The organism is Buttiauxella noackiae ATCC 51607, assembly GCF_001654865.1.
In the GTDB taxonomy this organism is placed as follows: Bacteria; Pseudomonadota; Gammaproteobacteria; order Enterobacterales; family Enterobacteriaceae; genus Buttiauxella; species Buttiauxella noackiae.
The window spans coordinates 26407-53206 of record NZ_LXEO01000021.1 but is presented as its reverse complement, the minus strand read 5'-3'; the positions used below and the strand labels follow the sequence as shown (position 1 = coordinate 53206).

29 protein-coding genes, 1 riboswitch and 1 other annotated feature are annotated in these 26800 nt (G+C 51.2%); of the genes, 18 read left to right on the top strand and 11 right to left on the bottom strand.

Annotated elements, in window-relative coordinates; genetic code table 11:
* Positions 1 to 25: 25 nt before the first annotated feature.
* From hisIE to hisL, 9 genes are all read right to left on the bottom strand, one after another.
* A complete protein-coding gene (gene hisIE / locus M979_RS09840; protein WP_064554777.1) occupies positions 26 to 637 on the bottom strand; it encodes a bifunctional phosphoribosyl-AMP cyclohydrolase/phosphoribosyl-ATP diphosphatase HisIE in 612 nt (203 codons plus the stop codon).
* The gene (hisF, locus tag M979_RS09835; protein ID WP_064554775.1) at positions 631 to 1407 is read right to left on the bottom strand and encodes an imidazole glycerol phosphate synthase subunit HisF; all 777 of its coding nucleotides are present in this window, start codon (positions 1405 to 1407) and stop codon (positions 631 to 633) included. The genes hisIE and hisF overlap by 7 nt, the downstream gene beginning before the upstream one ends.
* On the bottom strand, positions 1389 to 2126 hold the full coding sequence (gene hisA / locus M979_RS09830; protein WP_064554773.1) for a 1-(5-phosphoribosyl)-5-[(5-phosphoribosylamino)methylideneamino]imidazole-4-carboxamide isomerase: 738 nt from the start codon (positions 2124 to 2126) through the stop codon (positions 1389 to 1391). The genes hisF and hisA overlap by 19 nt, the downstream gene beginning before the upstream one ends.
* A 5-nt stretch (positions 2127 to 2131) precedes the next feature.
* On the bottom strand, positions 2132 to 2722 hold the full coding sequence (hisH, locus tag M979_RS09825; protein WP_064554771.1) for an imidazole glycerol phosphate synthase subunit HisH: 591 nt from the start codon (positions 2720 to 2722) through the stop codon (positions 2132 to 2134).
* Positions 2722 to 3789 (bottom strand): bifunctional histidinol-phosphatase/imidazoleglycerol-phosphate dehydratase HisB, encoded by a 1068-nt coding sequence (gene hisB, locus M979_RS09820; RefSeq protein ID WP_064554769.1) that lies wholly within the window; start codon positions 3787 to 3789, stop codon positions 2722 to 2724. Before hisB ends, hisH begins: the two co-directional genes overlap by 1 nt.
* A complete protein-coding gene (hisC, locus tag M979_RS09815) occupies positions 3786 to 4868 on the bottom strand; it encodes a histidinol-phosphate transaminase (protein WP_064554768.1) in 1083 nt (360 codons plus the stop codon). The genes hisB and hisC overlap by 4 nt, the downstream gene beginning before the upstream one ends.
* Positions 4865 to 6172, bottom strand: a complete 1308-nt coding sequence (hisD, locus tag M979_RS09810) for a histidinol dehydrogenase (RefSeq protein ID WP_064554765.1) — start codon at positions 6170 to 6172, stop codon at positions 4865 to 4867. The genes hisC and hisD overlap by 4 nt, the downstream gene beginning before the upstream one ends.
* Positions 6173 to 6176: 4 nt before the next feature.
* On the bottom strand, positions 6177 to 7076 hold the full coding sequence (gene hisG, locus M979_RS09805; protein ID WP_034458416.1) for an ATP phosphoribosyltransferase: 900 nt from the start codon (positions 7074 to 7076) through the stop codon (positions 6177 to 6179).
* A 35-nt stretch (positions 7077 to 7111) separates the two neighbouring features.
* Positions 7112 to 7234, bottom strand: a sequence feature (His leader region).
* Positions 7210 to 7260, bottom strand: coding sequence for a his operon leader peptide (gene hisL / locus M979_RS23305; RefSeq protein ID WP_193216250.1), 51 nt, complete (start codon positions 7258 to 7260; stop codon positions 7210 to 7212). Its footprint overlaps the feature before it by 25 nt.
* Before the next feature lie 197 nt (positions 7261 to 7457).
* Between hisL and M979_RS09800 the strand changes: the two genes are divergently transcribed.
* The 5 genes from M979_RS09800 to M979_RS09785 all read left to right on the top strand — a co-directional run bounded on the left by M979_RS09800 (position 7458) and on the right by M979_RS09785 (position 12246).
* On the top strand, positions 7458 to 8285 hold the full coding sequence (locus M979_RS09800; protein WP_064554762.1) for an SDR family oxidoreductase: 828 nt from the start codon (positions 7458 to 7460) through the stop codon (positions 8283 to 8285).
* Between the two features lie 38 nt (positions 8286 to 8323).
* Entirely contained in the window at positions 8324 to 9238 is a 915-nt protein-coding gene (locus M979_RS09795; RefSeq protein WP_034458413.1) for a LysR substrate-binding domain-containing protein, read from the top strand.
* Positions 9239 to 9376: 138 nt separating this feature from the next.
* Positions 9377 to 10675, top strand: a complete 1299-nt coding sequence (gene gabT / locus M979_RS09790) for a 4-aminobutyrate--2-oxoglutarate transaminase (RefSeq protein WP_064554760.1) — start codon at positions 9377 to 9379, stop codon at positions 10673 to 10675.
* A 154-nt stretch (positions 10676 to 10829) separates the two neighbouring features.
* Positions 10830 to 10892, top strand: coding sequence for a membrane protein YoeI (gene yoeI, locus M979_RS24030; RefSeq protein ID WP_115631794.1), 63 nt, complete (start codon positions 10830 to 10832; stop codon positions 10890 to 10892).
* The gene (locus M979_RS09785) at positions 10882 to 12246 is read left to right on the top strand and encodes an APC family permease (protein WP_034460039.1); all 1365 of its coding nucleotides are present in this window, start codon (positions 10882 to 10884) and stop codon (positions 12244 to 12246) included. The genes yoeI and M979_RS09785 overlap by 11 nt, the downstream gene beginning before the upstream one ends.
* Positions 12247 to 12292: 46 nt before the next feature.
* Here M979_RS09785 and sbcB read toward each other — a convergent pair whose 3' ends face one another.
* Positions 12293 to 13720, bottom strand: coding sequence for an exodeoxyribonuclease I (gene sbcB, locus M979_RS09780; RefSeq protein WP_064554758.1), 1428 nt, complete (start codon positions 13718 to 13720; stop codon positions 12293 to 12295).
* Positions 13721 to 13985: 265 nt separating this feature from the next.
* Between sbcB and dacD the strand changes: the two genes are divergently transcribed.
* From dacD to M979_RS09760, 4 genes are all read left to right on the top strand, one after another.
* Complete coding sequence (dacD, locus tag M979_RS09775) at positions 13986 to 15152, top strand: serine-type D-Ala-D-Ala carboxypeptidase DacD (RefSeq protein ID WP_064554756.1); 1167 nt, start codon at positions 13986 to 13988, stop codon at positions 15150 to 15152.
* 203 nt (positions 15153 to 15355) lie between these two features.
* Complete coding sequence (gene sbmC / locus M979_RS09770; protein ID WP_034458408.1) at positions 15356 to 15826, top strand: DNA gyrase inhibitor SbmC; 471 nt, start codon at positions 15356 to 15358, stop codon at positions 15824 to 15826.
* A gap of 88 nt (positions 15827 to 15914) precedes the next feature.
* Complete coding sequence (locus tag M979_RS09765; protein WP_064554754.1) at positions 15915 to 16973, top strand: FUSC family protein; 1059 nt, start codon at positions 15915 to 15917, stop codon at positions 16971 to 16973.
* A 208-nt stretch (positions 16974 to 17181) separates the two neighbouring features.
* On the top strand, positions 17182 to 17502 hold the full coding sequence (locus M979_RS09760) for a DUF496 family protein (protein ID WP_034458405.1): 321 nt from the start codon (positions 17182 to 17184) through the stop codon (positions 17500 to 17502).
* 125 nt (positions 17503 to 17627) lie between these two features.
* On the opposite strand, the gene M979_RS09755 is transcribed toward M979_RS09760, so the two are convergent.
* The gene (locus M979_RS09755) at positions 17628 to 18488 is read right to left on the bottom strand and encodes a GHMP family kinase ATP-binding protein (RefSeq protein WP_064554752.1); all 861 of its coding nucleotides are present in this window, start codon (positions 18486 to 18488) and stop codon (positions 17628 to 17630) included.
* Positions 18489 to 18715: 227 nt separating this feature from the next.
* A riboswitch (cobalamin riboswitch) is annotated at positions 18716 to 18895 on the top strand.
* Positions 18896 to 19000: 105 nt separating this feature from the next.
* Here M979_RS09755 and M979_RS09750 point away from each other — a divergent pair.
* The 9 genes from M979_RS09750 to M979_RS09710 are packed head-to-tail and all read left to right on the top strand — an operon-like array spanning position 19001 to position 26796.
* Positions 19001 to 20383: a cobyrinic acid a,c-diamide synthase CobB gene (locus M979_RS09750; RefSeq protein WP_064554751.1), complete on the top strand. Its 1383-nt coding sequence runs from the start codon at positions 19001 to 19003 to the stop codon at positions 20381 to 20383.
* A complete protein-coding gene (gene cbiB, locus M979_RS09745) occupies positions 20380 to 21339 on the top strand; it encodes an adenosylcobinamide-phosphate synthase CbiB (protein WP_064554749.1) in 960 nt (319 codons plus the stop codon). The genes M979_RS09750 and cbiB overlap by 4 nt, the downstream gene beginning before the upstream one ends.
* A gap of 9 nt (positions 21340 to 21348) precedes the next feature.
* Positions 21349 to 21978, top strand: coding sequence for a cobalt-precorrin-8 methylmutase (locus tag M979_RS09740; protein ID WP_034458399.1), 630 nt, complete (start codon positions 21349 to 21351; stop codon positions 21976 to 21978).
* Positions 21978 to 23114, top strand: a complete 1137-nt coding sequence (gene cbiD, locus M979_RS09735) for a cobalt-precorrin-5B (C(1))-methyltransferase CbiD (protein WP_064554748.1) — start codon at positions 21978 to 21980, stop codon at positions 23112 to 23114. Before M979_RS09740 ends, cbiD begins: the two co-directional genes overlap by 1 nt.
* A complete protein-coding gene (locus tag M979_RS09730; RefSeq protein WP_064554745.1) occupies positions 23108 to 23710 on the top strand; it encodes a cobalt-precorrin-7 (C(5))-methyltransferase in 603 nt (200 codons plus the stop codon). The genes cbiD and M979_RS09730 overlap by 7 nt, the downstream gene beginning before the upstream one ends.
* Positions 23700 to 24269, top strand: a complete 570-nt coding sequence (locus M979_RS09725) for a decarboxylating cobalt-precorrin-6B (C(15))-methyltransferase (RefSeq protein WP_064554743.1) — start codon at positions 23700 to 23702, stop codon at positions 24267 to 24269. The genes M979_RS09730 and M979_RS09725 overlap by 11 nt, the downstream gene beginning before the upstream one ends.
* Complete coding sequence (locus tag M979_RS09720; protein WP_034458391.1) at positions 24262 to 25035, top strand: cobalt-precorrin-4 methyltransferase; 774 nt, start codon at positions 24262 to 24264, stop codon at positions 25033 to 25035. Before M979_RS09725 ends, M979_RS09720 begins: the two co-directional genes overlap by 8 nt.
* Entirely contained in the window at positions 25016 to 26077 is a 1062-nt protein-coding gene (gene cbiG, locus M979_RS09715; RefSeq protein WP_034458389.1) for a cobalt-precorrin 5A hydrolase, read from the top strand. Before M979_RS09720 ends, cbiG begins: the two co-directional genes overlap by 20 nt.
* Positions 26071 to 26796: a precorrin-3B C(17)-methyltransferase gene (locus M979_RS09710; RefSeq protein ID WP_034458387.1), complete on the top strand. Its 726-nt coding sequence runs from the start codon at positions 26071 to 26073 to the stop codon at positions 26794 to 26796. The genes cbiG and M979_RS09710 overlap by 7 nt, the downstream gene beginning before the upstream one ends.
* Positions 26797 to 26800 lie beyond the last annotated feature (4 nt).

Below are 26800 nucleotides of genomic sequence, written 5' to 3'. Positions count from 1 at the left end.
TTATATCAGGACTAGTCACTCCATATCACTTATGTCGAGCGCGCAGATTCTCTATCACCGCGCTCAGATCCAAATCCTGATCCTGCAGCAACACCAGTAAGTGATACACCAAATCCGACGCTTCATTCTTCAGTTCAAAACGGTCGTTAACCGTCGCAGCCAAAGCGGTTTCCACACCTTCTTCACCCACTTTTTGCGCGATACGCTTGGTTCCGCTTGCATACAACTTCGCAGTATACGAGCTCTCCGGATCGGCAGTTTTCCGTGACGCCAGCAGTTGCTCAAGTTGATACAGGAAATGCCAGTCGTGATGCGTTTCACCGAAGCAACTTGATGTGCCTAAATGGCAGGTTGGGCCAATTGGGTTTGCCAGCACCAGTAAGGTGTCATTGTCGCAATCTGGCGCAATGTTTACCACGTTCAGGAAGTTGCCGGAACTTTCGCCTTTGGTCCACAAGCGCTGTTTAGTGCGTGAGAAGAAAGTGACTTTCCCACTATCGATGGTTTGTGCCAGAGCTTCAGGATTCATGTATCCCAGCATCAACACTTCACCTGATTTCGCGTGTTGAACGATGACCGGCATCAGGCCGTCGGTTTTTTCCCAGTCCAGTTGAGCTTGTTGTTCTGTCGTTAGCACACTCTTATCTCCACACCCTGCTGAGCCAGGTACAGTTTCAGCTCACCAATATTAATAATTTGTTTGTGGAACACTGAGGCCGCCAGCGCACCGTCAACATCTGCATCACGGAAGGCTTCAAGGAAGTGCTCCATGGTTCCTGCGCCACCTGAAGCAATCAGCGGAACGTGGCAAACTTCACGTACTTTCTTCAATTGCTCAAGATCGTAGCCGTTGCGCACGCCATCCTGGTTCATCATATTCAGAACGATTTCCCCGGCTCCGCGCTTTTGCACTTCCTGCACCCAATCTGCCGTTTCCCACGTTGTTACACGCGTGCGGCTTTCGTCGCCGGTATATTGATTGACGTGATATTTTCCGGTTTCGCTATCAAACCAGGTATCAATGCCGACAACAATACACTGCACGCCGAAACGGTCAGCCAGACGAGTAATCAGTTCCGGGTCGGCAAGAGCAGGGGAGTTGATTGAAATCTTATCTGCTCCAAAAGAGAGAATTTGTGCGGCATCTTCAATCGACTTAATACCGCCTGCCACGCAGAACGGAATATCGATAACTTCCGCAACGCGTGATACCCAGCTTTTATCTACCACGCGCCCATCGCTTGATGCGGTGATATCGTAAAACACCAACTCATCTGCACCTTCGGCAGCATAACGCTGTGCCAGCGGTACGATGTCGCCGATGATTTCATGGTTGCGGAACTGCACACCTTTTACGACTTGCCCGTCGCGCACGTCCAGGCAAGGGATTATCCGTTTTGCCAGCATGAGATCGCCTCCGTTACGTTGAATTTCCCTTCCAGTAATGCACGCCCGACAATCACGCCTTGTACGCCTGTGCCGCGTAAAGCTGCGATATCGTCTATATCGCCAATACCACCGGAGGACTGGAATGCTACCTGTGGGAAACGCGCGCAAACTTCTTCATACAACGACACGTTCGAACCTGCCAGTGTGCCATCGCGGGAGATATCGGTGCACAACACGTGCTTTAGCCCAACAGGCAGATAAGTTTCCACCAGTTCTTCAAGCGTTACGCCAGAGTTTTCTTGCCAGCCGCTCACGGCGACGTGTTTATTGCCTTGTTCGTCGATGCGCACATCCAGCGCCAGCACCAGGGCATCTGCGCCGAAACGGGTAAACCAGCTTTTGACGACCTCTGGCGATTTCACCGCCGTAGAGCCGACCACCACCCGTGCCACGCCCGCTTCAAGCAACGCGGCAACATCCTCTTCAGTACGTACGCCACCACCCACTTGCACGGGAATCTTCACGCACGCAACCAGCTTTTTAATCAGTGGGATCTGGCGTCTGGCGGGATCTTTTGCGCCGGTCAAATCCACCAGGTGCAACACTTGCGCGCCTTGTGCTTCATATTCTTGCAGACGCGGTAATGGGTCGTTGCCGTAATCGCGTTGCTGGCCGTAATCCCCCTGATGGAGGCGCACCACTGTGCCGTCAATTAAATCGAGAGCAGGAATAATCATGGTGCTCACATCTCCAGGAAGTTTTTCAGTAATTTTGCGCCAGCTGCACCCGAGCGCTCCGGGTGGAACTGCACGCCAAAGAAATTATCTTTTTGCACCGCAGCGGTGAATGCCTCGCCGTAACTGGCCTGCGCTATGGTGTTCGCACAAACTGGCATCGCGTAGCTATGTACAAAATAGAAATAATCGCCGTCATCGATGCCGCGGAACAGGCGGTCGCCCGCTTTCGGGTAGACACGGTTCCAACCCATATGCGGCAAAGGCAAGCCATGGTCGACCATTTTCAACACGGGATGTTCGATAACGCCGAGCATTTCCACGCCGTTGCTTTCGTCGCTACGTGTGGCCAGCAGTTGCATACCAAGGCAAATGCCAAGTACCGGTTGCGTGCAGGCTTTTATCAGCTCGATAAGATCACGCTCACGGATCTGATCCATTGCCGCCTGCGCGGTTCCCACGCCGGGTAAAAACAGCTTATCGGCGCGCAGCACGACATCAGGATCGCGGCTAACCAGTGGCTCATAGCCGTGGCGCTGGATTGCCGACTTCACCGAGTGCAGGTTGGCGCATCCCGTATCCAGAATCACCACGTTCATTACAACACTCCTTTTGAGGAGGGCAGCGTGTCGCCTTCGACTTTGATTGCCTGGCGCAGCGTGCGGCCAAAGACTTTAAACAGGCTTTCGACACGGTGGTGGTCGTTTTTGCCTTTGGTTTTCAGGTGCAGGGTCACGCCCATGGTGTATGACAGTGAGCGGAAGAAGTGTTCGACCATTTCAGTGCTCAAATCGCCGACACGTTGGAAGTTGTACTCAGCTTTATATTCAAGGTGTGGGCGACCCGAAATATCCAGCGCGCAGCGCGCCAGGCATTCGTCCATAGGTAACGTGAAGCCGAAGCGCGTAATCCCACGTTTGTCGCCCAATGCGATTTTCAGCGCTTCGCCCAGTGCAAGGCCGGTGTCTTCTACGGTGTGGTGATCATCGATATAAAGATCGCCTTTCACGCTGATATCCATACGGAAACCGCCATGAGTAGCAATCTGGTCCAGCATGTGGTCGAAGAAACCGACGCCAGTGTTAATTTTGCTGCCGCCTTCACGGTCGAGCCAAACTTGCACGTCGATCTGTGTCTCTTTGGTGGCACGTTCAACATGAGCGTAGCGGTCACGCTTCGTCAGCTTTTCGCTGATCATCGGCCAGTTCAGCGTTTCGCCATGGTAGCGTAAACCCTGAATGCCCATATTTTCAGCCAGTTCAATATCTGTTGCGCGGTCGCCAATCACATAACTGTTTGGCTTATCCAGTACGCCTTCTTCCAGATAACCATTTACCATTGCAATTTTTGGCTTACGGCATTCACAGTTGTCAGTTGGCAAGTGTGGGCAAATCAGCACGTCGTCAAAGTTCACGCCCTGCGAGGAAAATACTTGCATCATCAGGTTGTGCGGGCCGTCGAAATCCGCCTGCGGGAAGCTCTCGGTACCTAAACCGTCCTGATTGGTGATCATCACCAGTTTGTAGCCTGCTTTTTGCAATTGCAGCAGAGCAGGGATCACCGCTGGCTCAAAGGCCAGTTTATCCATGCGATCCACCTGGTAATCTGAAGGTGGCTCAGAAATTAAAGTGCCGTCACGGTCGATAAAAAGAATTTTCTGGCTCACACGCCCTCCGTGGCCGTCAGGCCTGGTTGTTCACGCAGCGCTGCAATGGTGCGCTCGCACTCTAAACGGGTACCGACGGTAATTCGCAGGCAACCGCTTAACGATGGTTGTTTATTTTGGTCACGTAGGATAATGCCTTGATCCCACAAAGATTTAAATACTGCACTTGAGGCTGTGATCCGGGCCAGAACATAGTTGGTTTCAGAATCGAAAACTTGCTCTACGCAATCCACGTCCTGAAGTGCTGTTACCAGGTACTGACGATTCACCAGGACTTCCGCCACGCGCTCACGCATCGCATTGATTCCCTGCGGGCTTAACGCCTGAGCAGCAATATCCGCAACCGGGGTCGACAGCGGGTAAGGGGCGATAACTTTCATCAGCAAATTAATCACTTCTTCATTTGCCAGCGTGAAGCCACAACGCAATCCAGCCAGCGCAAAGGCTTTGGAAAGCGTGCGTAGCACCACAAGATGTGGATACTCATTCAACCAGCCTGCCAGCGTTGCCTGTGGGCAAAACTCAATATAGGCTTCGTCTGCAACCACCAACGCTTTACCGCGCGCCATTTCCAGCAACACGCGAAGGTCCTGTGGATTAATCAACTGGCCGGTTGGGTTGTTCGGGCTGCAAACATAAATCACTTTTACCCCAGCAAGATTTTCCGCAATACCCGGCAGATCAAGTTGCCAGTCGGCAAGGGTCGGCACTGTGCGGCCTTCAACGCCGAAAGCTTCGCTGCTCACGCTGTACATACCGTAAGTCGGTGGGCAGTAGAGAACCGCATCTTTACCTGGCTCGCAGAACGCGCGGATTAACAGTTCAATACCTTCGTCTGCACCACGGCTGACCAGCACTTGTTCAGGTTTCACGCCTGCGTATTCGGCATAACGTTCGATGACCAGTTTTGGCTGACATTCGGGGTAACGATTTAATGTCTGCTGAGTCAGTTGATACTCAACAGCGGTTGGATATTCGTTGGCGTTCAGCCACACATCACCATTGCCACCCAGGCGGCGAGCCGACTGATAAGGGGTCAGGGCGCGGACGTTATCGCGGGCTAACTCTTCAATGCTCATGCTTGCTCCTTCAGTGCTGCAACACGCAGGGTAACGGCGTTTTTGTGGGCATCCAGCAGCTCGGCGGCGGCCAGCGTTTCAATGGTCTTAGCCAGGCTTGCGAAGCCTTGTGGCGACAGTTCCTGAACGGTCATACGTTTCTGGAAATCGGCCAGACCGAGGCTCGAACAGGTCGATGTGTACCCGTAAGTCGGCAGCACGTGATTAGTGCCTGAGGCGTAGTCGCCTGCTGATTCTGGTGACCAGTCACCCAGGAACACCGAACCGGCACTGGTTATACTATCGACCAGGTCACGCGCGTTACGCGTCTGAATAATCAGGTGTTCCGGGCCATACTGGTTGGAAATTTCAATGCATTGCTCGAGGTCACGAGCAACAATCAGGCGGCTGCTTTCCAGCGCTTTGCGAGCGGTTTCTGCTCGCGGCAGTGCGGCTAACTGGCGTTCAACGGCTTCGGCAACGGCTTGCGCCATACCAGCATCCGGCGTTAACAGAATCACTTGTGAATCAGGGCCGTGCTCGGCCTGGGAAAGCAGGTCGGATGCCACAAAGTCAGGCGTTGCGCCACTGTCGGCAATCACCAGTACTTCTGAAGGGCCAGCAGGCATATCGATTGCTGCACCATCGAGGCGTTGGCTGACCTGGCGTTTGGCTTCGGTGACAAACGCGTTGCCAGGCCCGAAGATTTTATCCACTTTCGGGATGCTTTCGGTACCAAGTGCGAGTGCGGCAATCGCCTGTGCGCCACCGACCTGGAATACTTCTTGTACGCCGCACAGTTGCGCAGCATAGAGAATTTCATCGGCAATCGGTGGTGGTGAGCACAACACTACTTTTTTGCAGCCTGCAATACGGGCTGGAGTGGCAAGCATCAATACGGTTGAAAATAGGGGGGCGGAACCACCTGGAATATAAAGGCCGACGGAGGCAACCGGGCGAGTCACCTGCTGGCAGCGCACGCCGGGCATGGTTTCGATATCAACAGTGGGTAGTTGCTGAGCAATGTGGAATTTTTCGATATTCGCAACAGCGACCGCCATCGCTTCTTTAATCTCCGAACCCAGACGAGCAACGGCATCGTTAATTTCCTGCTCACTGACTTTCAACTGTTGCACATTGGTTTTATCAAACTTTGCACTGTATTCACGCAATGCAGCATCACCGTTAGCTTTTACATTATTAAGAATGTCAGCCACCGTGCGGGTAATGCTTTCTGATGCGGAAATGGCAGGGCGGGTCAGCAACGCCTTCTGTGCCTCTGCATCGCAATCATTCCAGTTAATCAATGTATTGAAGTTTGCCATGGTGTTACTCCATCATCTTCTCAATTGGTAACACCAGAATCGAACTGGCACCCAGCGCTTTTAGTTTTTCCATGGTTTCCCAGAACAGTGTTTCGCTGCTCACCATGTGCATCGCCACACGCTGTTGATCGCCTGCCAGTGGCAGAATGGTTGGGCGTTCAGCGCCAGGCAGCAGAGAAATAATTTCGTCCAGGCGCTCGCTTGGTGCATGCAGCATGATGTATTTGGACTCACGCGCCTGAATCACACCCTGGATGCGGGTCATCAGTTTGTCGATGAGTTGCTGTTTTGCTTCAGGCATTTCACCGTCGCGTTGAATCAGGCAGGCTTTGGAGCGATAAATCACTTCTACTTCACGCAGACCGTTAGCTTCAAGTGTTGCACCAGTGGAAACCAGGTCGCAGATTGCATCAGCCAGGCCCGCACGCGGAGCTACTTCAACAGAGCCGTTTAATAAGCAGGATTTAAACTGCACGCCTTTACTATCAAGATAGCGCTTGAGGATGTGAGGATAAGAAGTCGCAATGCGCTTATTGTTTAGACTTGCCGGGCCATCCCATGGTTCATCAACGTTAATCGCCAGTGAAAAACGGCAGCCACCGAAATCCAGGCGACGCAGCGTGAAGTAACGCGGGTCTTCGCCCTGAGCGCGGCGGTTCAGCAACTCTTCTTCCAGCACGTTTTCGCCGATAATGCCCAGATCCACCACACCATCCATAATCAGGCCTGGGATATCGTCATCACGTACACGCAAAATATCGATTGGCATATTTTCTGCCAGCGCAATCAGGCGCTGTGTGTGCAGGTTGATTTTTATGCCACAGCGAGCGAGCAACTCGCGTGAGTCATCGCTTAAACGGCCTGATTTTTGAATAGCTATGCGTAAACGTGTGTTGTCTAACATGAGTAATCCCTCTAATAAATTCTTGTCTGACGTCCAAAAAAAAGCCCCCGGAAGAAATCTTCCGGGGGCTTATTGACTCGTTCATGCACCACTGGAAGATTTTTCTGTCTCCCAGCACACATCGCCTGAAAGACTAGTCAGGATGATGGTGATGATGGTGGGTAGTAGTTTGAACGCGTGTCATAAAATTCTCGTATGAATGTTTATTCATGATGTGCTTTTAACGTAAACCATATTCAGTCTGTTGTGCAAGGGCTTTTTACCCACTCAATTAATATTCTGTTTAGCACCATTGATTGTCAGTTGTCGTAACGTGGCGTAGCCTTAATAAAGGGTTAAAAAGCACAGCAGAGCGATATGCTGCATTCCTGGAGAGAAGGCATGAAAAAGGTTGCGATTGTCGGGTTAGGGTGGCTTGGAATGCCACTGGCGATGTCTTTATCAGCGCGAGGCTGGCAAGTCACAGGGAGTAAAACGACCCTCGATGGTGTTGACGCCGCGCGAATGAGTGGGATAGACAGTTATCAACTGCAACTCACACCTGAACTGGTTTGCGACAGCGATGATCTTGATGCGCTGCTCGACGTGGATGCTTTGGTGATAACACTGCCAGCTCGCCGTACTGGCGAAGGCGACGATTTTTACCTGCAAGCGGTACAGGAAATTGTCGATAGCGCACTGGCGCATAATATTCCGCGTATCATTTTTACCAGCTCAACCTCTGTGTATGGTGAAGCAGAAGGCAGCGTTAAAGAAACCTCGCCGCTTGAGCCAGTTACCGCTAGTGGGCGAGTACTGAAAGATCTGGAAGCCTGGCTGCATGACTTGCCAGGCACCTCTGTCGATATTCTGCGCCTTGCGGGTTTGGTTGGGCCGGAGCGCCATCCAGGGCGTTTTCTGGCAGGGAAAACTGATGTAGCTAACGGTGCTCATGGGGTCAACCTGGTGCACCTTGAAGATGTTATTTCAGCAATTACACTCTTGCTACAGGCTCCGAAGGGCGGGCACATCTATAATTTATGTGCGCCAGCTCACCCAACGCGTGCCGAGTTTTATTCTTTGATGGCACGACAGATGAATTTAGACGCACCCGTTTTTCGAACTGAAACGCAAAATGGCCACGGTAAGCTGGTGGATGGCAACCGTATTTGCAACGAACTTGGGTTTGAATATCAGTATCCAAACCCGCTGGTAATGCCCATGCAGTAACCGCTGTGGGGTGTTGCTCGTGACTGCCGGGAACGAGTATGAAACCACTGCTGGATGTGCTGATAATTCTTGATACCCTCGATAAAGAAGGGAGCTTTGCTGCGGCGGCAACAAAGCTCTTTAAAACGCCTTCCGCACTCAGTTACACCGTTCAAAAACTCGAAAACGATCTCAATATTCAGATTCTCGACCGCTCAGGCCACCGTGCGCGTTTCACGCGAACGGGGCAACTTTTACTGGAAAAAGGGCGTGAGGTTCTGCATACCGTGCGAGAACTGGAGCAACAGGCCATTAAGCTTCACCAGGGATGGGAAAACGAACTGGTGATTGGCGTTGATGACTCTTTTCCATTCTCCCTACTGACGCCACTCATTGAAGCTTTCTACAAAAGTTATAGCGTGACGCGACTGAAATTCATCAACGGTGTATTGGGAGGCTCGTGGGAAGCGCTGACTGAAGGTCGGGCCGATATTATTGTGGGGGCGATGAGCGACCCACCATCGTTGAGTGGTTTTGGTTTTACGCTCCTTGGCCAACTTGAAAGTATCTTTGTTGTTGCACCTCATCACCCACTTGCTGAAGCAGAAGAGCCGCTCACTCGCCGGATTATCAAACGCAGCCGTGCTGTGGTAGTTGGCGACACATCGCGTCTTGAACCATCACGTTCGATGCATTTGCTCGAAGAACAGGACGCGATCACTGTTTTTGATTTCAAAACTAAACTCGAGCTGCAGATTAGCGGCATTGGTTGCGGTTACGTCCCCCGTTACATGGCGCAGCGTTTTATCGAAAGTGGCGTGCTGGTGGAAAAGCAGGTTGTCTCCCATGTGCCTTTTGTTCCGGTGTGGATTGGCTGGAATGAACAGACTGCCGGGCTTGCCAGCGAATGGTGGAGAGAGCAAATCGTCACCAGCCCCGAAATTGCCGTCGTTTACGGAACGGCGCAAAAATAATGCTTTTGGGTGAGTGGCAGAGCGCCTGGCTCACATCTATTGTTTAAAGTGGATCGTTATTTCTTCTGAATATGTCTTCGCGTTTAAATTTTCTTCTCTGCGTTGTTTTGCGGAGTTTTTTGTACGCAAGGAGTTTTTATGAAGCAAACCAATCAGCAATGGCAGTCACGGCGTGAACAGGCGGTTCCTCATGGAGTCGGTAATGCAATGCCGGTATACATCGAAAAAGCTAAAAATGCCGAATTGTGGGATGTTGAAGGCAAACGCTATATTGATTTTGCCTCTGGTATTGCGGTGCTTAATACCGGGCATAACCACCCCGCAGTCATTGATGCGGTGCGTCAACAGCTTGAAAAATTCACCCATCCTTGTTTCCAGGTGACGCCTTACGGCAATTATATTGAGCTTGCAGAACGGCTGAATAAACTGGTGCCAATAAGCGAGCCTTGCCAGACACTGTTTCTCACAACAGGCGCTGAGGCGGTTGAAAATGCCATTAAAGTGGCGCGTATTGCGACGGGGCGTTCGGCCATCATCGCATTTCGTGGGGCCTTCCACGGCCGGACATTACTCGGCATGGCCTTAACGGGTAAAGTGCAGCCGTATAAAAAAGGCTATGGCCCGTTCCCGGCAGGCATTTATCACGCACCTTATCCGGCGGCCTATCTTGGTGTGAGTGATACTCAGGCGCTGGCGTCACTGGCGGGTATTTTTGCTGCTGATGTTTCGCCGGATGAAGTCGCCGCCATCATTATTGAGCCGGTGCAAGGTGAGGGCGGTTTCTATGCCGCATCGCCTTCCTTCATGAAACAACTGCGGGCGTTGTGCGATAAACACGGCATCGTTCTGATTGCAGATGAAATACAAAGTGGTTTCTGCCGCACAGGTAAAACCTTCGCGATTGAACACAGTGATGTGGAGCCGGATCTCATCACCATGGCAAAAAGCCTGGCAGGTGGCTTCCCACTTTCAGCGCTGGTTGGCAAAAAATCTCTGTTCGATAAAGCGATGCCTGGCGGTCTTGGTGGCACCTATGCCGGCTCGCCTGTAGCGATTGCTGCGGCACTGGCGGTTACTGATGTCATTGAGCAAGAAAATCTCAATCAAAAGGCGCAGGAAATTGGTGAGCTAATCACTCATCGTTTACAGCAAATGAGCGAGCAATTTAACTGCATCGGTGATGTGCGCGGCTATGGTGCCATGATTGCAATGGAGCTTGTGGAAGAACGCGATAGCCACCGCCCAAATAAAGAGTTAACACAGGAACTTGTGAAAGAAGCCGGCAAAAAAGGTTTGGTGTTGCTGTCATGTGGAGTGAGAGCGAATGTCATTCGTTTTCTCGTCCCGTTAACGGCTGAAAAAGAAATTGTTAATGAAGGCCTCAATATCTTGTCATCCTGCCTCGAATTGGTGCAAAATACGCGCCTCACTAAATGAGAACAAAAAACCGACGTTAAACGCGTCGGTTATTTTTTTGCATTGAGTTCAAGTAGTCAAACAGGCATCCGCCAAAAAAACCAAGAGGCCGGGCTTCGTACCGGATAGATACTAGCTTTTAAAAAACGACAGTCGTGTCGCCGAGGAAATTAAGATGGGGCAGCTTTTTGCTTTTGCGCAGGTATTCGCCGTTTGGGGGAATGACCATGTCGCTTAACGTCACCGCAGGTGCAAAATCTCGTGTTGAACTCCGTAAGAGCCTGACGCTCATTCCGGTTGTTATGATGGGCCTTGCATATATGCAGCCTATGACCTTGTTCGATACATTTGGGATTGTATCTGGCCTTACCGACGGACATGTCGCTACGGCTTACGCGTTTGCCCTTGTGGCAATTTTGTTCACCGCGTTAAGTTATGGAAAGCTAGTACGCCGCTTCCCATCAGCGGGTTCCGCCTATACCTACGCTCAAAAAGCAATCCACCCAGTGGTTGGCTTTATGGTGGGTTGGTCTGCCTTGCTTGATTATCTGTTTATGCCGATGATCAACATCCTGCTGGCAAAAATCTATTTTGAAGCCCTGGTGCCGTCTATCCCGTCGTGGATTTTCGTGGTGCTGCTGGTTGGCTTTATGACTATCTCCAACCTACGCGGCATCAAAACCGTGGCTAACTTCAACAGCCTTATCGTTGTGCTGCAAATGGTCGTCATGGTGGTTATCACCGGTCTGGTTATTTATGGTGTGGCTAATGGCGAAGGTGCGGGCACATTAACCAGTACTCGTCCGTTCTGGTCGGAACACGCGAACGTGGTGCCGATGATTACGGGTGCGACCATATTGTGCTTCTCGTTCCTTGGTTTTGACGGTATCAGTTCTCTATCTGAAGAAACCAAAGATGCAGGCCGCGTTATCCCGAAAGCGATTTTCCTGACTGCTTTAATTGGCGGCGTGATCTTCGTTGTGGTGTCTTACTTCCTGCAACTGTACTTCCCGGACATCTCGCGCTTTAAGGATCCGGACGCATCGCAGCCAGAAATCATGCTCTTCGTGGCAGGCAAAGCCTTCCAGTTCGGCATCCTGATTTTCTCCTGCGTAACTGTTCTGGCATCTGGTATGGCGGCACATGCTGGCGTTTCTCGCCTGATGTATGTGATGGGCCGTGACGGTGTGTTCCCGGAGCGTTTCTTCGGTTACATTCATCCGAAATGGCGTACCCCGGCACTGAACGTTGTATTGGTTGGTATCATTGCTCTGTTCGCCGTGAAGTTTGACCTGGTGACGGCAACTGCGCTGATTAACTTCGGTGCGCTGGTGGCGTTTACCTTCGTTAACTTGTCAGTGATTTCCCAGTTCTGGATTCGCGAAGGGCGCAATAAGTCCATCAAAGATCACATCAATTATCTGGTGCTGCCAATTTGTGGTGCGCTGACAGTCGGTGCGTTGTGGATTAACCTGGAAGAAAGCTCGATGATTTTGGGTCTGATTTGGGCGGCCATTGGCCTGACTTATCTGGCCTTCGTGACTCGCCGCTTCCGTAACCCGGTTCCGCAATTCAACGAAGATTTAGCGTAAAAGCGCAATACGAAAAAGGCCGCGAAAGCGGCCTTTTTGCTATCTGTTACCCTACCAAAAACTGCGCGTATTCAAACAACTCCTTAAGCAACGCCGTCTTTTCCTTGTCCCCTTCATGCAGGTTATACAGCGCCTCCAGTTCTTGCGCGTAGGCTTGCAGCGCTTCCTGAGACAACACATCACGGCGGTGTTCTAACCAACGCTGTTGTTCTGCTTCATCCAGAGTTCCTGGGAAATTACGAGCGCGATAGTTAAACAACAGTTTTTCAATGCGCTTATCTGCAAAAGTAATATCCAGAGCAGGCAGGTTTTGCGGATCGGTTTGCAGCACAATCCGCATTGCAGCGCGGTCAGCATCGCTGAAAAAACCGTTATAAAGCTGCGCATCAACGTTATCAGATGGCACAAAAGGTTCGGCCTCGGCAAAAATCGCCACGGCTTTTTCACGCACCACAGGGTGCTCGCGCAGTAACTTCAGGTTATCCAGGCAATGCTTACGATCGATTCCTAAACGTTCGGCATCTTCGGGGCGCAACGTATTTGCCACCGCTAACACCGGGCATTTATTCAGATGAACCAGTTTGATTGGCACGGCTGCGGCATCACCAAGTGACGCCTTCGGCGTGTATAAACGTTCGCGTAATGTATCGGCATCCAGCTCCAGCAACGGCGAAATATCCCCAGCCAGATCGACCATAATCACCGCATTTTTGTTATCCGGGTGCCAGGCCAGCGGGGCAATCCAGCTGGTGTTGCCACGCCATGCGCCGAACATTCCGGAAACATGCACCAGCGGTTTCATCTGCGGGATATCAATCAGTGTGGTGAGTTTGTGCTTCGAACGATGGCTATAAAGGTATTCAAACAGGCGCGGTTGGCGAGTTTTGACCAGTTGAGCCATTGCAATTGTGGCATACACATCAGACATCGCATCGTGCGCATTGGCATGTTCAATGCCATTGGCCTTTGTCAGGTGTTCGAGACGAAAGCTTGGCAAACCCTCTTCATTTTCAGGCCAGACAATTCCTTCAGGGCGCAGCGCATAACAGGCGCGCATGACATCGAGCAAATCCCAGCGTGAATTATCGTTCTGCCAGCTCCAGCCGTACGGGTCGTAAAAGTTACGGTAAAAAATATTGCGCGTTACTTCGTCATCGAAGCGCACGTTGTTGTAGCCCACGACGCAGGTTTTCGGCACAGTAAAAATACTATGAATACGTTTTGCAAAATCCGCTTCATTCACGCCATGCGCCAATGCGTGTTGTGGCGTAATACCGGTAATCATCACCGCTTCTGGCTGGGGTAGGTAGTCATCAGCGGGTTTGCAATAGAAAACTTCTGGCTCACCGATAACATTGAATTGGTCATCGGTACGAATCGCCGCAAATTGCGCCGGTCGGTCAAGAGAAGGACTCTTACCGAAAGTTTCATAATCATGAAAGAGAAAGGTCGGTTGCTGCGTTGATTTTTCCACGGCTTATTTCCGCCCTTGAGTGTTGTTTAACATACTGTTATTAAACTGAAATCCCACTAAAACTCTCTCCATGTTTCCATCTTGATTATCAGGTGCTGCATAAGTGCATGGTAAACCATTAATAAGCCGGCTGCATCACCATGAAAAGCACTCAGGCTATCCATCCCATTCTTTCTGTTCATAACTTTTTGCAATTTAATTGCGAAAAAAGTCGAAAACTCCAGTAAAAGATGCGGCTGAATTTATTGTTACTGAGGGTATATCGTTGAAGATCCGTCTGTTTGCTGTCTGTTCACTGTTGTCATTTTCTGCTTACTCCGCTTTTGCCGACGATACCTTTGTTAATGCACCACCACCGCCACAAATCCAGGCGGGCTCATGGGTATTGATGGATTACACCACCGGGCAAGTTCTGACTGCGCAAAATGAACACGTACGACGCAACCCAGCGAGTCTTACCAAACTGATGACCGGTTATGTGGTCGATCGCGCCATCGATAGCGGGCGTATCTCACCTGACGATATGGTAACCGTTGGCAAAGATGCCTGGGCGAAAGACAATCCGGTGTTTGACGGTTCATCGTTAATGTTCCTCAAAGCAGGAGACAGATTAACGGTCCGTGATTTAAGCCGCGGCTTAATTGTTGATTCGGGTAACGATGCATGTGTAGCCCTGGCCGATTACGTGGCGGGCGGGCAGCCACAGTTTGTGGCGATGATGAACAAATATGTGCAGCAACTCCGCTTGCGCGATACCCATTTTGAAACGGTTCATGGCCTTGATGCACCGGGTCAGCATAGCTCGGCCTACGATCTTGCGGTGTTATCCCGCGCCATCATCCACGGTGAGCCTGACTTCTATCATATGTACAGCGAGCGCAGCCTCACCTGGAATGGCATCACTCAGCAGAATCGCAACGGCCTGCTTTGGGATAAAAATCTCGACGTTGATGGGCTGAAAACTGGCCACACAGCCAGCGCCGGCTTTAACATTATTGCTTCCAGCGTTGATGGCGATCGCCGCCTGATTGCCGTTGTAATGGGCGGAGAAAGTCCGAAAGGGCGTGAAGAGCAGGCGCGTAAATTATTGCATTGGGGTCAGGATAATTTTGATACCGTGCAGGTGCTGCATAAAGGCAAAAAAATTGGTACCGAAACCATCTGGTACGGTGATAAGAAGAAAGTAGAAGTTGGCACCAATCAGGATGTGTATCTGGCGCTGCCAAAATCAGAAGTGCCAAACATTAAAGCCAAATATGTTCTCGATAAACCAGAAATGGAAGCGCCTGTCCTGGCAAACCAGCATGTCGGTGAAGTTGAACTTTTTGACCGCGACAAGCTGATTGCACACTGGCCATTGGTGACGCTAACTGACGTCAAAAAGGGCAGTGCGTGGTCGCGATTTAGCGATTATCTGAGCCACAAGCTGTAGTTGCTTAAACATTTTAATTGGCTGACTTTTTGTCGGCCTTTTTTTCGCCTGTAGCCTAACCTGCGCTTCTCTGCTGTACTACGATCTATTGGCGAAAAGCGATCTTGCTCGCAAAGCAACCACATCACCTTGCCAAAGGATTGCTTCCCTGCAATAGAGGGGTGTATTTATATACAGTGCTTTTAATCGGGTCAGGAGGTCATATGGAATTTAACGTACAACAAGTTCATGAGCGTAAAGTAGCGGGTTTTCATATGGTAGGGCCGTGGGAAAAAACGGTTCAACAAGGATTTGAGCAACTTTCTCTATGGGTGAAATCTCATAAAGTTGTCGGTGAAGAGTGGCTGGCGGTGTACTACGATAACCCAGATGTCGTACCTGCGGAAAAGCTCCGTTGCGATACGGTTGTTTCTGTTGCGGAAGATTTTACCGTGCCTGAAAACAGTGAAGGTGTCATCACTACACGCATCGAAGCAGGGCAATATGCCGTCGCACGCGCACGTGTTGATAACAATGATTTTCAGCAGCAATGGGAAAGTTTCTTCGATGCTGTAGAAGGCGATAATCGCTACCAGATAACCGGCAAACCGTGCTTCGAGCACTATCTGAATGATGGTTCCGAAAGTGGGGTATGGGAAATTGATATGTATATCCCTGTAGCAGATCAAGTCTGAAGCTGATGGGGGCCGAGGCCCCCTAACTTTGTGATGCTCATCCTAAAAAAATAGGTACAATCACGCTTTTGTTTCAGGAGAGCCGGGTGTGCGCCCCGACAAATCACTAAGCCCGTTTGAACTCCGCGTTTATCGCAACTATCGAATTGTGCATGGCGTGCGTATCGCGCTGGCATTTGTTCTTACCTTTCTCATTGTTCATCTTTTGAAAGTTCCGGAAGGTACATGGCCATTAATCACTTTAGTGGTGGTGATGGGCCCAATTTCCTTCTGGGGAAATGTGGTACCTCGAGCCTTTGAACGTATCGGTGGCACTATTTGTGGCGCAACCATGGGGCTTATTGCGCTTAGGTTAGAATTGTTCTCTCTGCCATTGATGTTGGTTTGGTGTGCTTTCGCGATGTTTATTTGCGGTTACCTGGCTCTGGGGAAACGCCCTTACCAGGCTCTGCTGATTGGTATTACCCTTGCAGTTGTGGTGGGTGCACCGGCTGGCGATATGGAAATTGCGATGTGGCGCAGTGGTGATGTTATCTTCGGATCATTACTGGCAATGCTATTTACCAGTATTTATCCGCAGCGTGCGTTTATTCACTGGCGTATTCAAATGGCAAATTTCGTCACCGCGTTTGGTCGGGTTTATAACGCAGGTTTATCCCCGAACTTACTCGAACGCCCACGGCTGGAAAAACACCTGCATCAGGTATTGACCGATGTGGTGAAAATGCGCGCGCTGATTGGGCCGAGCAGCAAAGAAACACACATCCAGAAATCGATTTTCGAAGCGATACAAACTGTCAGCCGCAATATGGTGTGCACGCTTGAGCTGCAAATCAATGCTTACTGGGCCTCCCGAGAGAGCCATTTCCTGATGATCAATGCTCATACTTTGCGTGATACTCAGCAGATGACACAACGCACGCTTGCAGCGATTGCCCTGGCATTGCATGACGGCAACCCATCACCGATTTCTGCGAATAACGAAAAATTGACCGAAATCGTCAGCGAGTTGCGCCAGCTAATGCAGGAAGGTGAAAATGGGAAACTTCAGGAAACCCCAATTCACGGTTATGTGTGGTTGAGTCTGGAGCTTGCTCGTCAACTTGAATTACTCTCGCAGTTGATCTGCCGCGCGTTACGCAAATAATTGCGGGGCGCGGAGCGAATTGCTGGTTTCGATTCAGCACCAATTGAGGTTAAGATAGCGAAAGAGACTAATCGCCTGTAATGTTCGGGTTGTAGAGCCCGAAACCGAGCGGGGATAAAAGAATTGTCAGCGACCGCCGCTACCATTAAGGTAATCTTATGGCGGTTGTCTTAACGAATCCGAGTATGAAATTAGCAGGGGTATAAAAATGGAACAAACTAAACCTTCTTTCCAGGACGTGCTTGAGTTTGTGCGTCTGTTCCGTCGTAAAAACAAGCTGCAACGTGAGATTCAAGACGTTCAGAAAAAGATCCGTGATAACTCAAAACGTGTTCTGCTGCTTGATAACCTGAGCGACTACATTAAGCCTGGGATGAGCATTGAAGCTATTCAGGGCATCATTGCCAGCATGAAAACCGACTATGAAGACCGTGTTGATGACTACATCATCAAGAATGCTGAGCTGTCTAAAGAGCGTCGTGAAATTTCCAAAAAGCTGAAAGTGATGGGCGAAATCAAACCCGAGTAATATACTCGTCATACTTCGAGCTGGTTGGCTGCGTTCACTTGCCGCCTTCGTACAATTCGAATTATTTAGGGTAAATAGTGTTGATTTTGAAAACCGCCGATTCGGCGGTTTTTTTTCGCAAGAACTCAGCGCACTCCGCCCTCTATCATCTTTACCAGATGCTGCTGCGGGTAATGCCTGTCAATCTCTAAATCCTTTATTAGCCAGAGGATTTTCTCAACATCATGCTTACGGGTATCAAGCATCAATCCCACCACACTGCCGCTATGTGCCACATTTAACCCGTATAAATCTAACTCCTCGATCAGAGCTAAGAGCTGTGAAAACATCGGTTTCACTAACAGTTGTTGGCAGGCTTTGGCACTCATTGTCGCGGCTTGACCTAACATCCGGGCGTCCTGTTGCTGGCAACTGTGTTGCAGCGTCTGCCAGGCGTTATCCAGTAGTCGAGCGTTACGGATTAACACGGGTTCCCGTTGGTAACGATGATAATCCTCCGTCAATAGAGTGGTATTGCTCTCAAGCAGTAGAATTTCCACCATTGGCGTGGGCTGGAAACTAATTTGTACTTGTGCCTGGATATGGTCAAAAAGGGTTGGCTTGCGAAAAATCGTGCTGTCCGTGGGTTCTAGTTGTACGCATAAACCAGCAAGTGTGGATTCATCAAGCATTTCACCTAAATGGCGAGCCGTGGCAACCGCGGTGGCGGCAATATCTGCAGTACTGCTGGCAAGCCCTTTTCCGACCGGGATCGTTGACTCAAGCGTAATATTCAGGCTGTTTGCTAATGCAGTGGAATAACCATAGTACGCGACGACGCGCTCCAGCATCTGGCGCATTCGGGGGCGTTCGCCGGAGAGTTTCATACCTTCACTCACCTCAACGGTGCTAAACCAGTCAATCGGGCAGGATACGAGTTTTTCCCCGCCACCTATCCAGCCCTGAATTAACTCGCCGCAGGATGCAGGGCAGCGTGCTTCAGCCATGGTATTGGCCACTCTTTTTCATGTTGGGATTCATTCTGTTTTTTCACCGCAGGCGCAGGATGATACCACAGCAGCGCACGCCAACGATTAGGGGGTAAGCCTTAATAAAAATCAGTAAAAATTGTTATAGCGCAACAATCAATATCTATTAGCTTTTACACTAGACCCTCATTTAAATATTTATCTGCGTGATGATTTAAAAACGTCATGCAGTAAAACGGTAATTAAAACAGATACAACTGACTCGTTTATGCCATGTGTCAAACATGGCTGGGAAGGGGGTGACAATCCCCCGCAGCCCCCGCTGCTGTGATGCTGACGAACCTGCGTAACCACTGATCGTTGATTGGGAAGGGCAGGTAAGAATGAAGCTAAGCCAGAAGACCGACTTGTCACTATTACTCTAAAACAACTCCTTCGGTGGGAAGTCAGTTGTCATCAGATGCGTGCAGCCGCAGGGTGCGCGCACGTGCTGACATCCGCATTTTGCCGAATAAATCAAAAAGGCAATTATGGCAGGGGCAGCGAAACAAGCATTCGTCATTGCAGGAACCAGCAGCGGTTGTGGCAAAACTACCGTCACGCTCGGGTTGCTCCGTGCCCTCATGCTGCGCGGCCTGCGCGTTCAACCTTTCAAAATCGGCCCTGATTACCTCGACAGTGGCTGGCACAGTGCTGTTACCGGCATTGCCTCGCGTAATCTCGATGCTTTCATGCTGCCCATTCCAACGCTTAATGGTCTGTTTGCAAAACAAATGCAGCAGGCTGATGTTGCCGTTATCGAAGGCGTGATGGGTTTGTACGACGGCTACGGAACTGACCCTAATTATTGCAGCAGCGCCGCAATGGCAAAGCAGCTCGGTTGCCCGGTGATTTTGCTGGTGGATGGCAAAGCCGTATCCACCTCGATTGCTGCAACGGTGATGGGCTTTCAGCGATTTGACCCAACGTTGAATATCGCGGGCGTTATCCTCAATCGAGTCAATAGCGACAGCCATTATCAGTTACTTGCCGATGCCATCACCCGTTATTGTGGCATTCCTGTGCTTGGCCGTGTGCCTGTCATGGCTGATGTGGCTTTGCCTGCACGGCATCTTGGGCTTGTTCCGGCGCAAGAAAATGCGCCGCAAGATGAATGCTGGCAGCAGCTTGCACAACAGCTTGAAAAAACCGTCAATATTGATCATCTGTTGAATTTATCTCGCCTGAACTCGCTGCCACCAGGTGAAGCACCTGCTATTCCTGATGCAGCATTGGCTGATGGGCTTACGCTTGCGCTTGCTGAGGATGAAGCCTTCAACTTTTACTATCCGGATAACCTCGAATTGCTCGAGCAGGCAGGGGTGAAAATCCAACGTTTTAGCCCATTGCATGACACTAAACTTCCCGATTGCCAAATGATCTGGCTGGGTGGTGGTTACCCCGAAGTTCATGGCGCGAAACTTGCCGCCAATATCAAAATGCGTGAATCCCTGCAAAAGGCACATCAACAGCGAGTGCCGCTGTATGCCGAATGTGGCGGGTTGATGTATCTGGGGGAATCGCTGACTGACGGCAATGATGAAACTCATGCCATGTGCGGTGTATTGCCCGGTCACAGCCAGATGGGCAAGCGACTGACGCGTTTTGGCTACTGCGAAGCCACGGCATTGCATGACACGTTACTTGCCAAAAAAGGCGAAACCCTGCGTGGCCATGAGTTTCACTATTCTGATTTCAGCGGCCCGTTACCTGCCGCTCTCGATTGCTGTAAATGGCGCGATGGCGTTGCTATTTCGCGTTGGCAGGGTGGTTTTCAGCATCATGCGACCTTTGCAAGCTACCTGCATGTTCATTTCGCCCAACGTCCATCGTTACTCAATCGCTGGTTAGCACTTGCGAGGAATCACCTATGACACTACTTGCATGGGTTGTTGCGTGGTTACTGGATTATTGGCTTGGTGACCCGCATCACTGGCCACATCCGGTGCGCTGGATTGGTAATCTCATCAGCTTTACGCAGCGCCAGATACGCCGGTGCTGCAAAAATGATCGTGCATTGAAAATCGGTGGCGGCGTGTTATGGCTGGTTGTTGTGGGTTCAACCTGGATTGTGAGCTGGGGAATCTTACACCTCGCAAACATGGTATCTGCGTGGCTCGGCTGGTTGGTTGAGGTCTGGATGATTTACACCGTGCTTGCCGCCCGTTGCTTGAGCGACGCGGCTCTCGAAGTTTATCGCGCGCTCAAAGATGGCACGTTAGAAGAGAGTCGCGAGAAGTTATCGTGGATTGTTGGCCGCGATACCTCGCAACTGGAACGTCCACAAATCACTCGTGCGGTGGTTGAAACCGTGGCAGAAAATAGTGTCGATGGCGTGATTGCTCCCCTGTTCTTCCTGATGATTGGCGGTGCGCCACTTGCCCTGGCCTACAAAGCTATCAACACCCTCGATTCGATGGTCGGTTATAAAACCGAAAAATATCGCGCTATTGGTTATGTCAGCGCCCGGATTGATGACCTCGCTAATTTCATTCCCGCCAGGTTGAGCTGGTTACTGCTTACTCTCGCAGCCTTTTTCTTGCGAGCCAATCCTCGTCAGGCGTTGCTTATCGGCTGGCGTGACCGCTATCAACACAGCAGCCCGAATTGTGCCTGGCCTGAGGCAACCGTTGCCGGCGCGCTGGGTATCCGATTGGGCGGGCCGAACACCTATTTTGGCGAGCGAGTAGAAAAACCGTGGATGGGGGATGAGCAACGTGGCATTGCTCTCGACGACATTACTCGCACCATTCAACTCATGATGTTGGCTTCGCTGTTTGCTTTGCTGCTGTTTGCCGCATTGCGCACACTTGCGCCCGGCATAGCTTAAGGACACCTGATGAACTACCTGCAAAAACCCCAGCTTATTGAGCAACACAGTTTTGAAATCATTAGCGAAATTATTGCTGCCGAACGCCCGGAATATCGTTTTAACGGTGCTATCCAGGAAGCGATGATCAAGCGGGTTATCCACACCACGGCTGATTTTGAGTGGCTGGATATTCTGTGGTTCTCCCCGGATGTTATTGAAAAATTGACCGCCAGTTTGTTGCGCGGCTGCACGTTGTACACCGACACCACCATGGCACTTTCGGGGATCAACAAGACCCTTCTTGCGGAGTTTGGCTGTAGTTGCCGCTGCTTTATTAGCGACCCGCGCGTGGTGGCCCATGCCAAAGAGCAGGGCGTCACTCGTTCTATGGCGGCGGTAGATCTGGCATTGGAAGAAGAGGGCGAGAAGGTCTTTGTCTTTGGTAATGCACCAACGGCACTGTTTCGCCTATTGGAAAAAGGTGCAACACCTTCTGCTGTTATCGGTGTGCCTGTTGGGTTTGTCGGAGCGGAGGAGTCCAAAGAAGCATTAGTCAAAAGTGGTTTGCCGGCAATTGCTGCACGTGGGCGTAAGGGGGGCAGCAATGTCGCCGCCGCTATCGTTAATGCGCTGCTCTATCGTATGCGGGAGGCTTAGTGAGCGAGCAACAAGCCGATTGCGTCTGGCATAAAGGCAAGGCCTACCGCAAGGGTTATACCACCGGTTCATGTGCTACCGCTGCGGCTAAAGTCGCGGCGCTGATGGTTTTACGCCAGCACATTATCGAACAGGTTTCTATCGTCACGCCATCAGGTGTCACGCTGCATCTTAATGTTGAAATGCCAATAATCGAAGGGCAGCAGGCAATCGCCGCCATTCGAAAAGACGGCGGCGACGACATTGATGCTACCCACGGTATGCTGATTTTCGCCCGTGTGCAGCTAAATGACAGCGGCACGATTGCGCTGCGCGGTGGTACTGGAGTCGGCGTGGTGACACGCAAAGGTATCGGTTTGCCGATTGGTGAATCAGCGATTAACCGCACGCCGCGCCAGACCATAGAAGCCGCGGTACGTGAAGTTATCGGCGCAGAACGTGGTGCAGAGATTGAAATTTTTGCTCCGGAAGGTGAGGAACGGGCAAAGAAAACTTACAACCATCGCCTCGGGATTTTGGGCGGCATTTCCATCATTGGCACTACCGGTATTGTGATGCCAATGTCCGAAGAAAGCTGGAAGCGTTCGCTGGCACTTGAGCTGGAAATGAAACGTGCAGCCGGGTTGGATAAAGTGATTCTGGTGCCGGGCAATCACGGCGAACGTTTTGTCCGCGAGCAACTGGATTTGGACAGTGAATGTGTGGTGACGATGAGTAATTTCGTCGGCTACATGATTCAGGAAGCAGTGCGCCTTGAGTACCGCCACATCGTGTTAATTGGCCATCCGGGCAAATTGGTGAAAGTCGCTGCCGGTATTTTCCACACCCACAGCCACATTGCCGATGGGCGCATGGAGACGCTGGTCGCACACCTGGCACTTATGGGTGCGCCGTTTGCGTTACTTGAAGCTGTCAGCCAGTGCGACACCACGGAAGCGGCGCTTGAAATCATCGCCGAACAAGGCTGGATGGGGGTGTTTGAACGCTTGGCTGTCCGCATCTGTGAGCGTGTTAATGAGATGCTGCGTTTCACCCAATCCCCACCTAAGTGCGATGCCATTTTATTCTCGTTTGATAACAACGTATTAGGCAGTAGCCGCCCGGTAGCTGAAATAGCTCAGGAGTTGCGATGCTGACCGTCGTAGGTATTGGACCTGGCGCTGCGGAGTATCTGACTTTCCAGGCACATCGCGCCATTAATGACGCTGAGATTTTGGTCGGCGGCAAGCGCCAACTGGCGCTTTTTGCTGAGTTTAGGGGCGAAACGCGACTGCTGGATAGCGATCTTGATGGTTTGGTTGTCTGGCTTAGCGAGAACATGGCTAAGCGCATTGTAGTGCTGGCCTCGGGTGACCCGTTGATTTACGGCATTGGTAAACGTCTGGCCGCAAAATTCCCGCCTGAACAACTGCGCATTATTCCCGGCATTAGCTCAGTTCAATATCTGTGCGCCAAAGCGGCCGTTGATATGAACGACTTATGGATAACCAGCAGCCATGGGCGCGAGCCAGATTTCAAAGCGATTGCGGCGCACCAAAAAGTGGCAATGGTCACCGACACCATCATCGGGCCGCATGTCATTGCCCAAGAGTTGCTGAAACGTGGCCTCAATCCCACCCTAATTATTGGCGAGAATCTTTCGTCAGCAGATGAACGAATCCATCGCTTACGTGCTGCCGATGTGGCGCAGTCTTACGCGATGAATGTGGTGATAATCCTCAATGAAAGATGATCTCTTTTTACGCGGTGCACGCGTGCCGATGACCAAAGAAGTGGTACGTACTCAGGCGCTGGACCGTTTACAACTTCAGGATGCTGAACGCTTTATTGATATCGGTGCTGGAACCGGCAGCGTATCGCTTGAAGCGGCGATGCGTTATCCACAATTGCAGGTGACGGCAATTGAACGCAACCCCGACGCGCTGGCGTTAATGGCGGAAAACCGTGAACTTTTCGCCTGCCCGAACGTTGAAATCATCAGCGGTTACGCGCCAATAGAGCTGAATGTCATGGCCGATGCGGTGTTTATCGGCGGCAGCGGCGGTCAGCTCACGGAATTGATCGACTGGTCGCTGGCACATATGCACCCAGGCGGGCGCCTGGTGTTGACCTTTATCCTATTGGAAAACTTAACTTGCGCGTTAACCCATCTTAAACAGTGTGCGGTGAGCGATTTTGACTGCCTGCAATTGCAAGTCGCAAACCTCGCAACCCTTGGCAGTGGGCACTACTTCAAACCCAACAATCCCACTTATCTGATCTCTTGTCGCAAGGAAGGAAGCAATGACTGAGTTATTTGATACCCGCAAAGTCTGGTTCGTTGGCGCAGGTCCTGGCGACAAAGAGCTGATTACCCTGAAAGGCTATCGCATCTTACAGAAGGCCGAAGTGGTGATTTATGCCGGCTCACTCATCAATCCTGAACTGCTGGATTACTGCCAGGCGGGCACCGAATGCCATGACAGCGCAGGGCTCAATCTCGAAGAGATTATTGAGCTGATGGAAAACGGCGTGAAAGCAGGCAAGCTGGTGGTGCGCCTGCAAACCGGCGATCTCTCGCTGTATGGCTCAATTCGCGAACAGGGCGAAATGCTCACCAAACTCGGCATCGGCTACGTTTCTGTGCCGGGTGTCAGCGCGTTTTTGGGGGCTGCTGCGCAACTTGGCGTGGAATACACCGTACCGGAAGTTTCCCAGAGCTTGATCATTACGCGCATTGAAGGCCGCACGCCGATGCCGCCGCTTGAGCAGCTTGAATCCTTCGCCAAACACCAAACCTCAATGGCCATTTTCCTCTCGGTACAACGGATTAACCGTGTGGCAGAGCGCCTGATTGAAGGCGGTTATCCAGCGGATACGCCAGTCGCCGTAGTCTATAAAGCCACCTGGCCTGATTGCCAGGAGTTACGCGGCACCCTTACCGATATTGCTGAAAAAGTACGCGAAGCCGGGATTCGTAAAACTGCTTTGATCATGGTCGGGGCATTTCTTGGCGAGGAGTATCACTACTCAAAACTGTACGACGCAGGGTTCAGCCATGAATACCGTAAGGCCTGAGTCTATCGCCTTGTTTTGTCTGACACCCGGCGGCGTGGCGCTGGCACAACGCCTGCGCGAAGCCTTGCCGCTAACCTGCTTCACCAGTGAAAAGTTGTTACAACCGGGTTTTATCCCGTTTGGCGGCAGTTTTGCTCAAACGGTACAGCAGGCATTTAGCCAGTATTCGGCGCTGGTATTTATTGCTGCCACCGGAATTGTGGTGCGCGTCATTGCGCCAATGCTGTGCGACAAACTGCAAGACCCGGCTATCGTGGTAATGGATGAGCGCGCAGAGCATGTGATAAGCCTGCTGTCTGGACATATGGGCGGTGCTAATGAGTTAACTCGTCAACTGGCTACGCTGTTAAACGCAGATCCGGTCATCACAACCGCCACTGATGTGAACCAGATGGCCGCGCTCGATACGCTTGCGGCAAAACTTGACGCAACGATGCAAGATTTCCGTCAGGTGGTGAAAACCATCAACCAGATGTTGGTAAGTCAGCAACGTGTTGGCCTGTGGTGGGACGATGATTTTGCGGGCAGTGCACAGCAGTACGATACCCGCGGTTTTATCCCCGTTGATCATCTCGATTCTCTACCCGCACTCGATGCGCTGGTTTGCGTCACGCTGCGCGACGCGTTGCCGCCACAAAAAATCCCGCTTTATAAACTGGTGCCAAAGCGTGTTGTCGCGGGTATCGGCTGCCGCCGTGACACGCAGCCACAAACCGTGGCCCTGCTGTTAAATCAGCAACTGGCAGAAAACCATTTTGACCCGCTGGCGCTTCGCGCAATCGGCAGTGTGACGCTCAAACAACATGAGCCCGCACTGCTTGAGCTGGCAAAGAATCATCAAATCCCTTTCGACATTTTTAGCGTTGACCAACTGAGTGAACACGAGCATCGATTTCCGGCATCGGAATTTGTACGCCTGACCGTGGGTGTTGGCAGCGTCTCGCAGCCTGCTGCGTGGCTGATGAGCAACGGCAAACTAGTGGGGCGCACCCTTAAACAGCAGGGCGTCACTATAACTTTAGGAGTTTCAGACAGATGTTAACGGTAATCGGCATAGGCCCTGGCAGCGAAGCCATGATGACGCAGGAAGCTATTGCAGCTTTGCAAGAAGCGGAAATTGTTGTCGGATATAAAACCTATACCCACCTGGTAAAGCCATTGACTGGCGACAAACAGGTGATCAAAACCGGCATGTGCAAAGAGATTGAACGCTGCCAGACCGCCATCGAACTGGCGCAAGCTGGGCATAAGGTCGCGTTAATCAGCAGCGGTGATGCCGGGATTTACGGCATGGCCGGGTTGGTGCTGGAACTGGTGACATCACAGAACCTGGACATTGAAGTGCGCCTGGTGGCAGGCATCACCGCCAGTATTGCCGCGGCATCATTGCTCGGCGCGCCATTAATGCATGATTTCTGTCATATCAGCCTGAGCGATTTACTGACGCCGTGGCCGGTTATTGAAAAACGCATTATTGCAGCGGCTTGTGCTGATTTTGTTATTTGCTTCTATAACCCGCGCAGCCGTGGTCGCGAAGGGCATCTGGCGCGTGCGTTCGAATTGATGAGTGAGTTTACCAGCCCGCAAACGCCAGTGGGCGTGGTGAAAGCGGCCGGTCGGAAGAAAGAACAAAAATGGCTGACCACCTTTGGTGAGATGGATTTCGAGCCGGTGGACATGACGAGCCTGGTGATTGTCGGCAACAAAACGACCTTTGTACGCAATGGCTTAATGATTACTCCACGAGGTTATGAGCTGTGAGTGA

Coding starts and splice junctions, on each gene's coding strand:
- M979_RS09750 (WP_064554751.1), top strand. CDS start 19,001: ATGGCAGGGGCAGCGAAACAAGCATTCGTCATTGCAGGAACCAGCAGC.
- hisA (WP_064554773.1), bottom strand. CDS start 2,126: ATGATTATTCCTGCTCTCGATTTAATTGACGGCACAGTGGTGCGCCTC.
- M979_RS09800 (WP_064554762.1), top strand. CDS start 7,458: ATGAAAAAGGTTGCGATTGTCGGGTTAGGGTGGCTTGGAATGCCACTG.
- M979_RS09755 (WP_064554752.1), bottom strand. CDS start 18,488: ATGGCTGAAGCACGCTGCCCTGCATCCTGCGGCGAGTTAATTCAGGGC.
- M979_RS09725 (WP_064554743.1), top strand. CDS start 23,700: ATGAAAGATGATCTCTTTTTACGCGGTGCACGCGTGCCGATGACCAAA.
- M979_RS09710 (WP_034458387.1), top strand. CDS start 26,071: ATGTTAACGGTAATCGGCATAGGCCCTGGCAGCGAAGCCATGATGACG.
- hisH (WP_064554771.1), bottom strand. CDS start 2,722: ATGAACGTGGTGATTCTGGATACGGGATGCGCCAACCTGCACTCGGTG.
- cbiB (WP_064554749.1), top strand. CDS start 20,380: ATGACACTACTTGCATGGGTTGTTGCGTGGTTACTGGATTATTGGCTT.
- M979_RS09730 (WP_064554745.1), top strand. CDS start 23,108: ATGCTGACCGTCGTAGGTATTGGACCTGGCGCTGCGGAGTATCTGACT.
- hisF (WP_064554775.1), bottom strand. CDS start 1,407: ATGCTGGCAAAACGGATAATCCCTTGCCTGGACGTGCGCGACGGGCAA.
- hisG (WP_034458416.1), bottom strand. CDS start 7,076: ATGTTAGACAACACACGTTTACGCATAGCTATTCAAAAATCAGGCCGT.
- M979_RS09785 (WP_034460039.1), top strand. CDS start 10,882: ATGTCGCTTAACGTCACCGCAGGTGCAAAATCTCGTGTTGAACTCCGT.
- M979_RS09740 (WP_034458399.1), top strand. CDS start 21,349: ATGAACTACCTGCAAAAACCCCAGCTTATTGAGCAACACAGTTTTGAA.
- cbiG (WP_034458389.1), top strand. CDS start 25,016: ATGAATACCGTAAGGCCTGAGTCTATCGCCTTGTTTTGTCTGACACCC.
- hisD (WP_064554765.1), bottom strand. CDS start 6,172: ATGGCAAACTTCAATACATTGATTAACTGGAATGATTGCGATGCAGAG.
- sbmC (WP_034458408.1), top strand. CDS start 15,356: ATGGAATTTAACGTACAACAAGTTCATGAGCGTAAAGTAGCGGGTTTT.
- M979_RS09760 (WP_034458405.1), top strand. CDS start 17,182: ATGGAACAAACTAAACCTTCTTTCCAGGACGTGCTTGAGTTTGTGCGT.
- gabT (WP_064554760.1), top strand. CDS start 9,377: ATGAAGCAAACCAATCAGCAATGGCAGTCACGGCGTGAACAGGCGGTT.
- M979_RS09720 (WP_034458391.1), top strand. CDS start 24,262: ATGACTGAGTTATTTGATACCCGCAAAGTCTGGTTCGTTGGCGCAGGT.
- hisC (WP_064554768.1), bottom strand. CDS start 4,868: ATGAGCATTGAAGAGTTAGCCCGCGATAACGTCCGCGCCCTGACCCCT.
- M979_RS09795 (WP_034458413.1), top strand. CDS start 8,324: ATGAAACCACTGCTGGATGTGCTGATAATTCTTGATACCCTCGATAAA.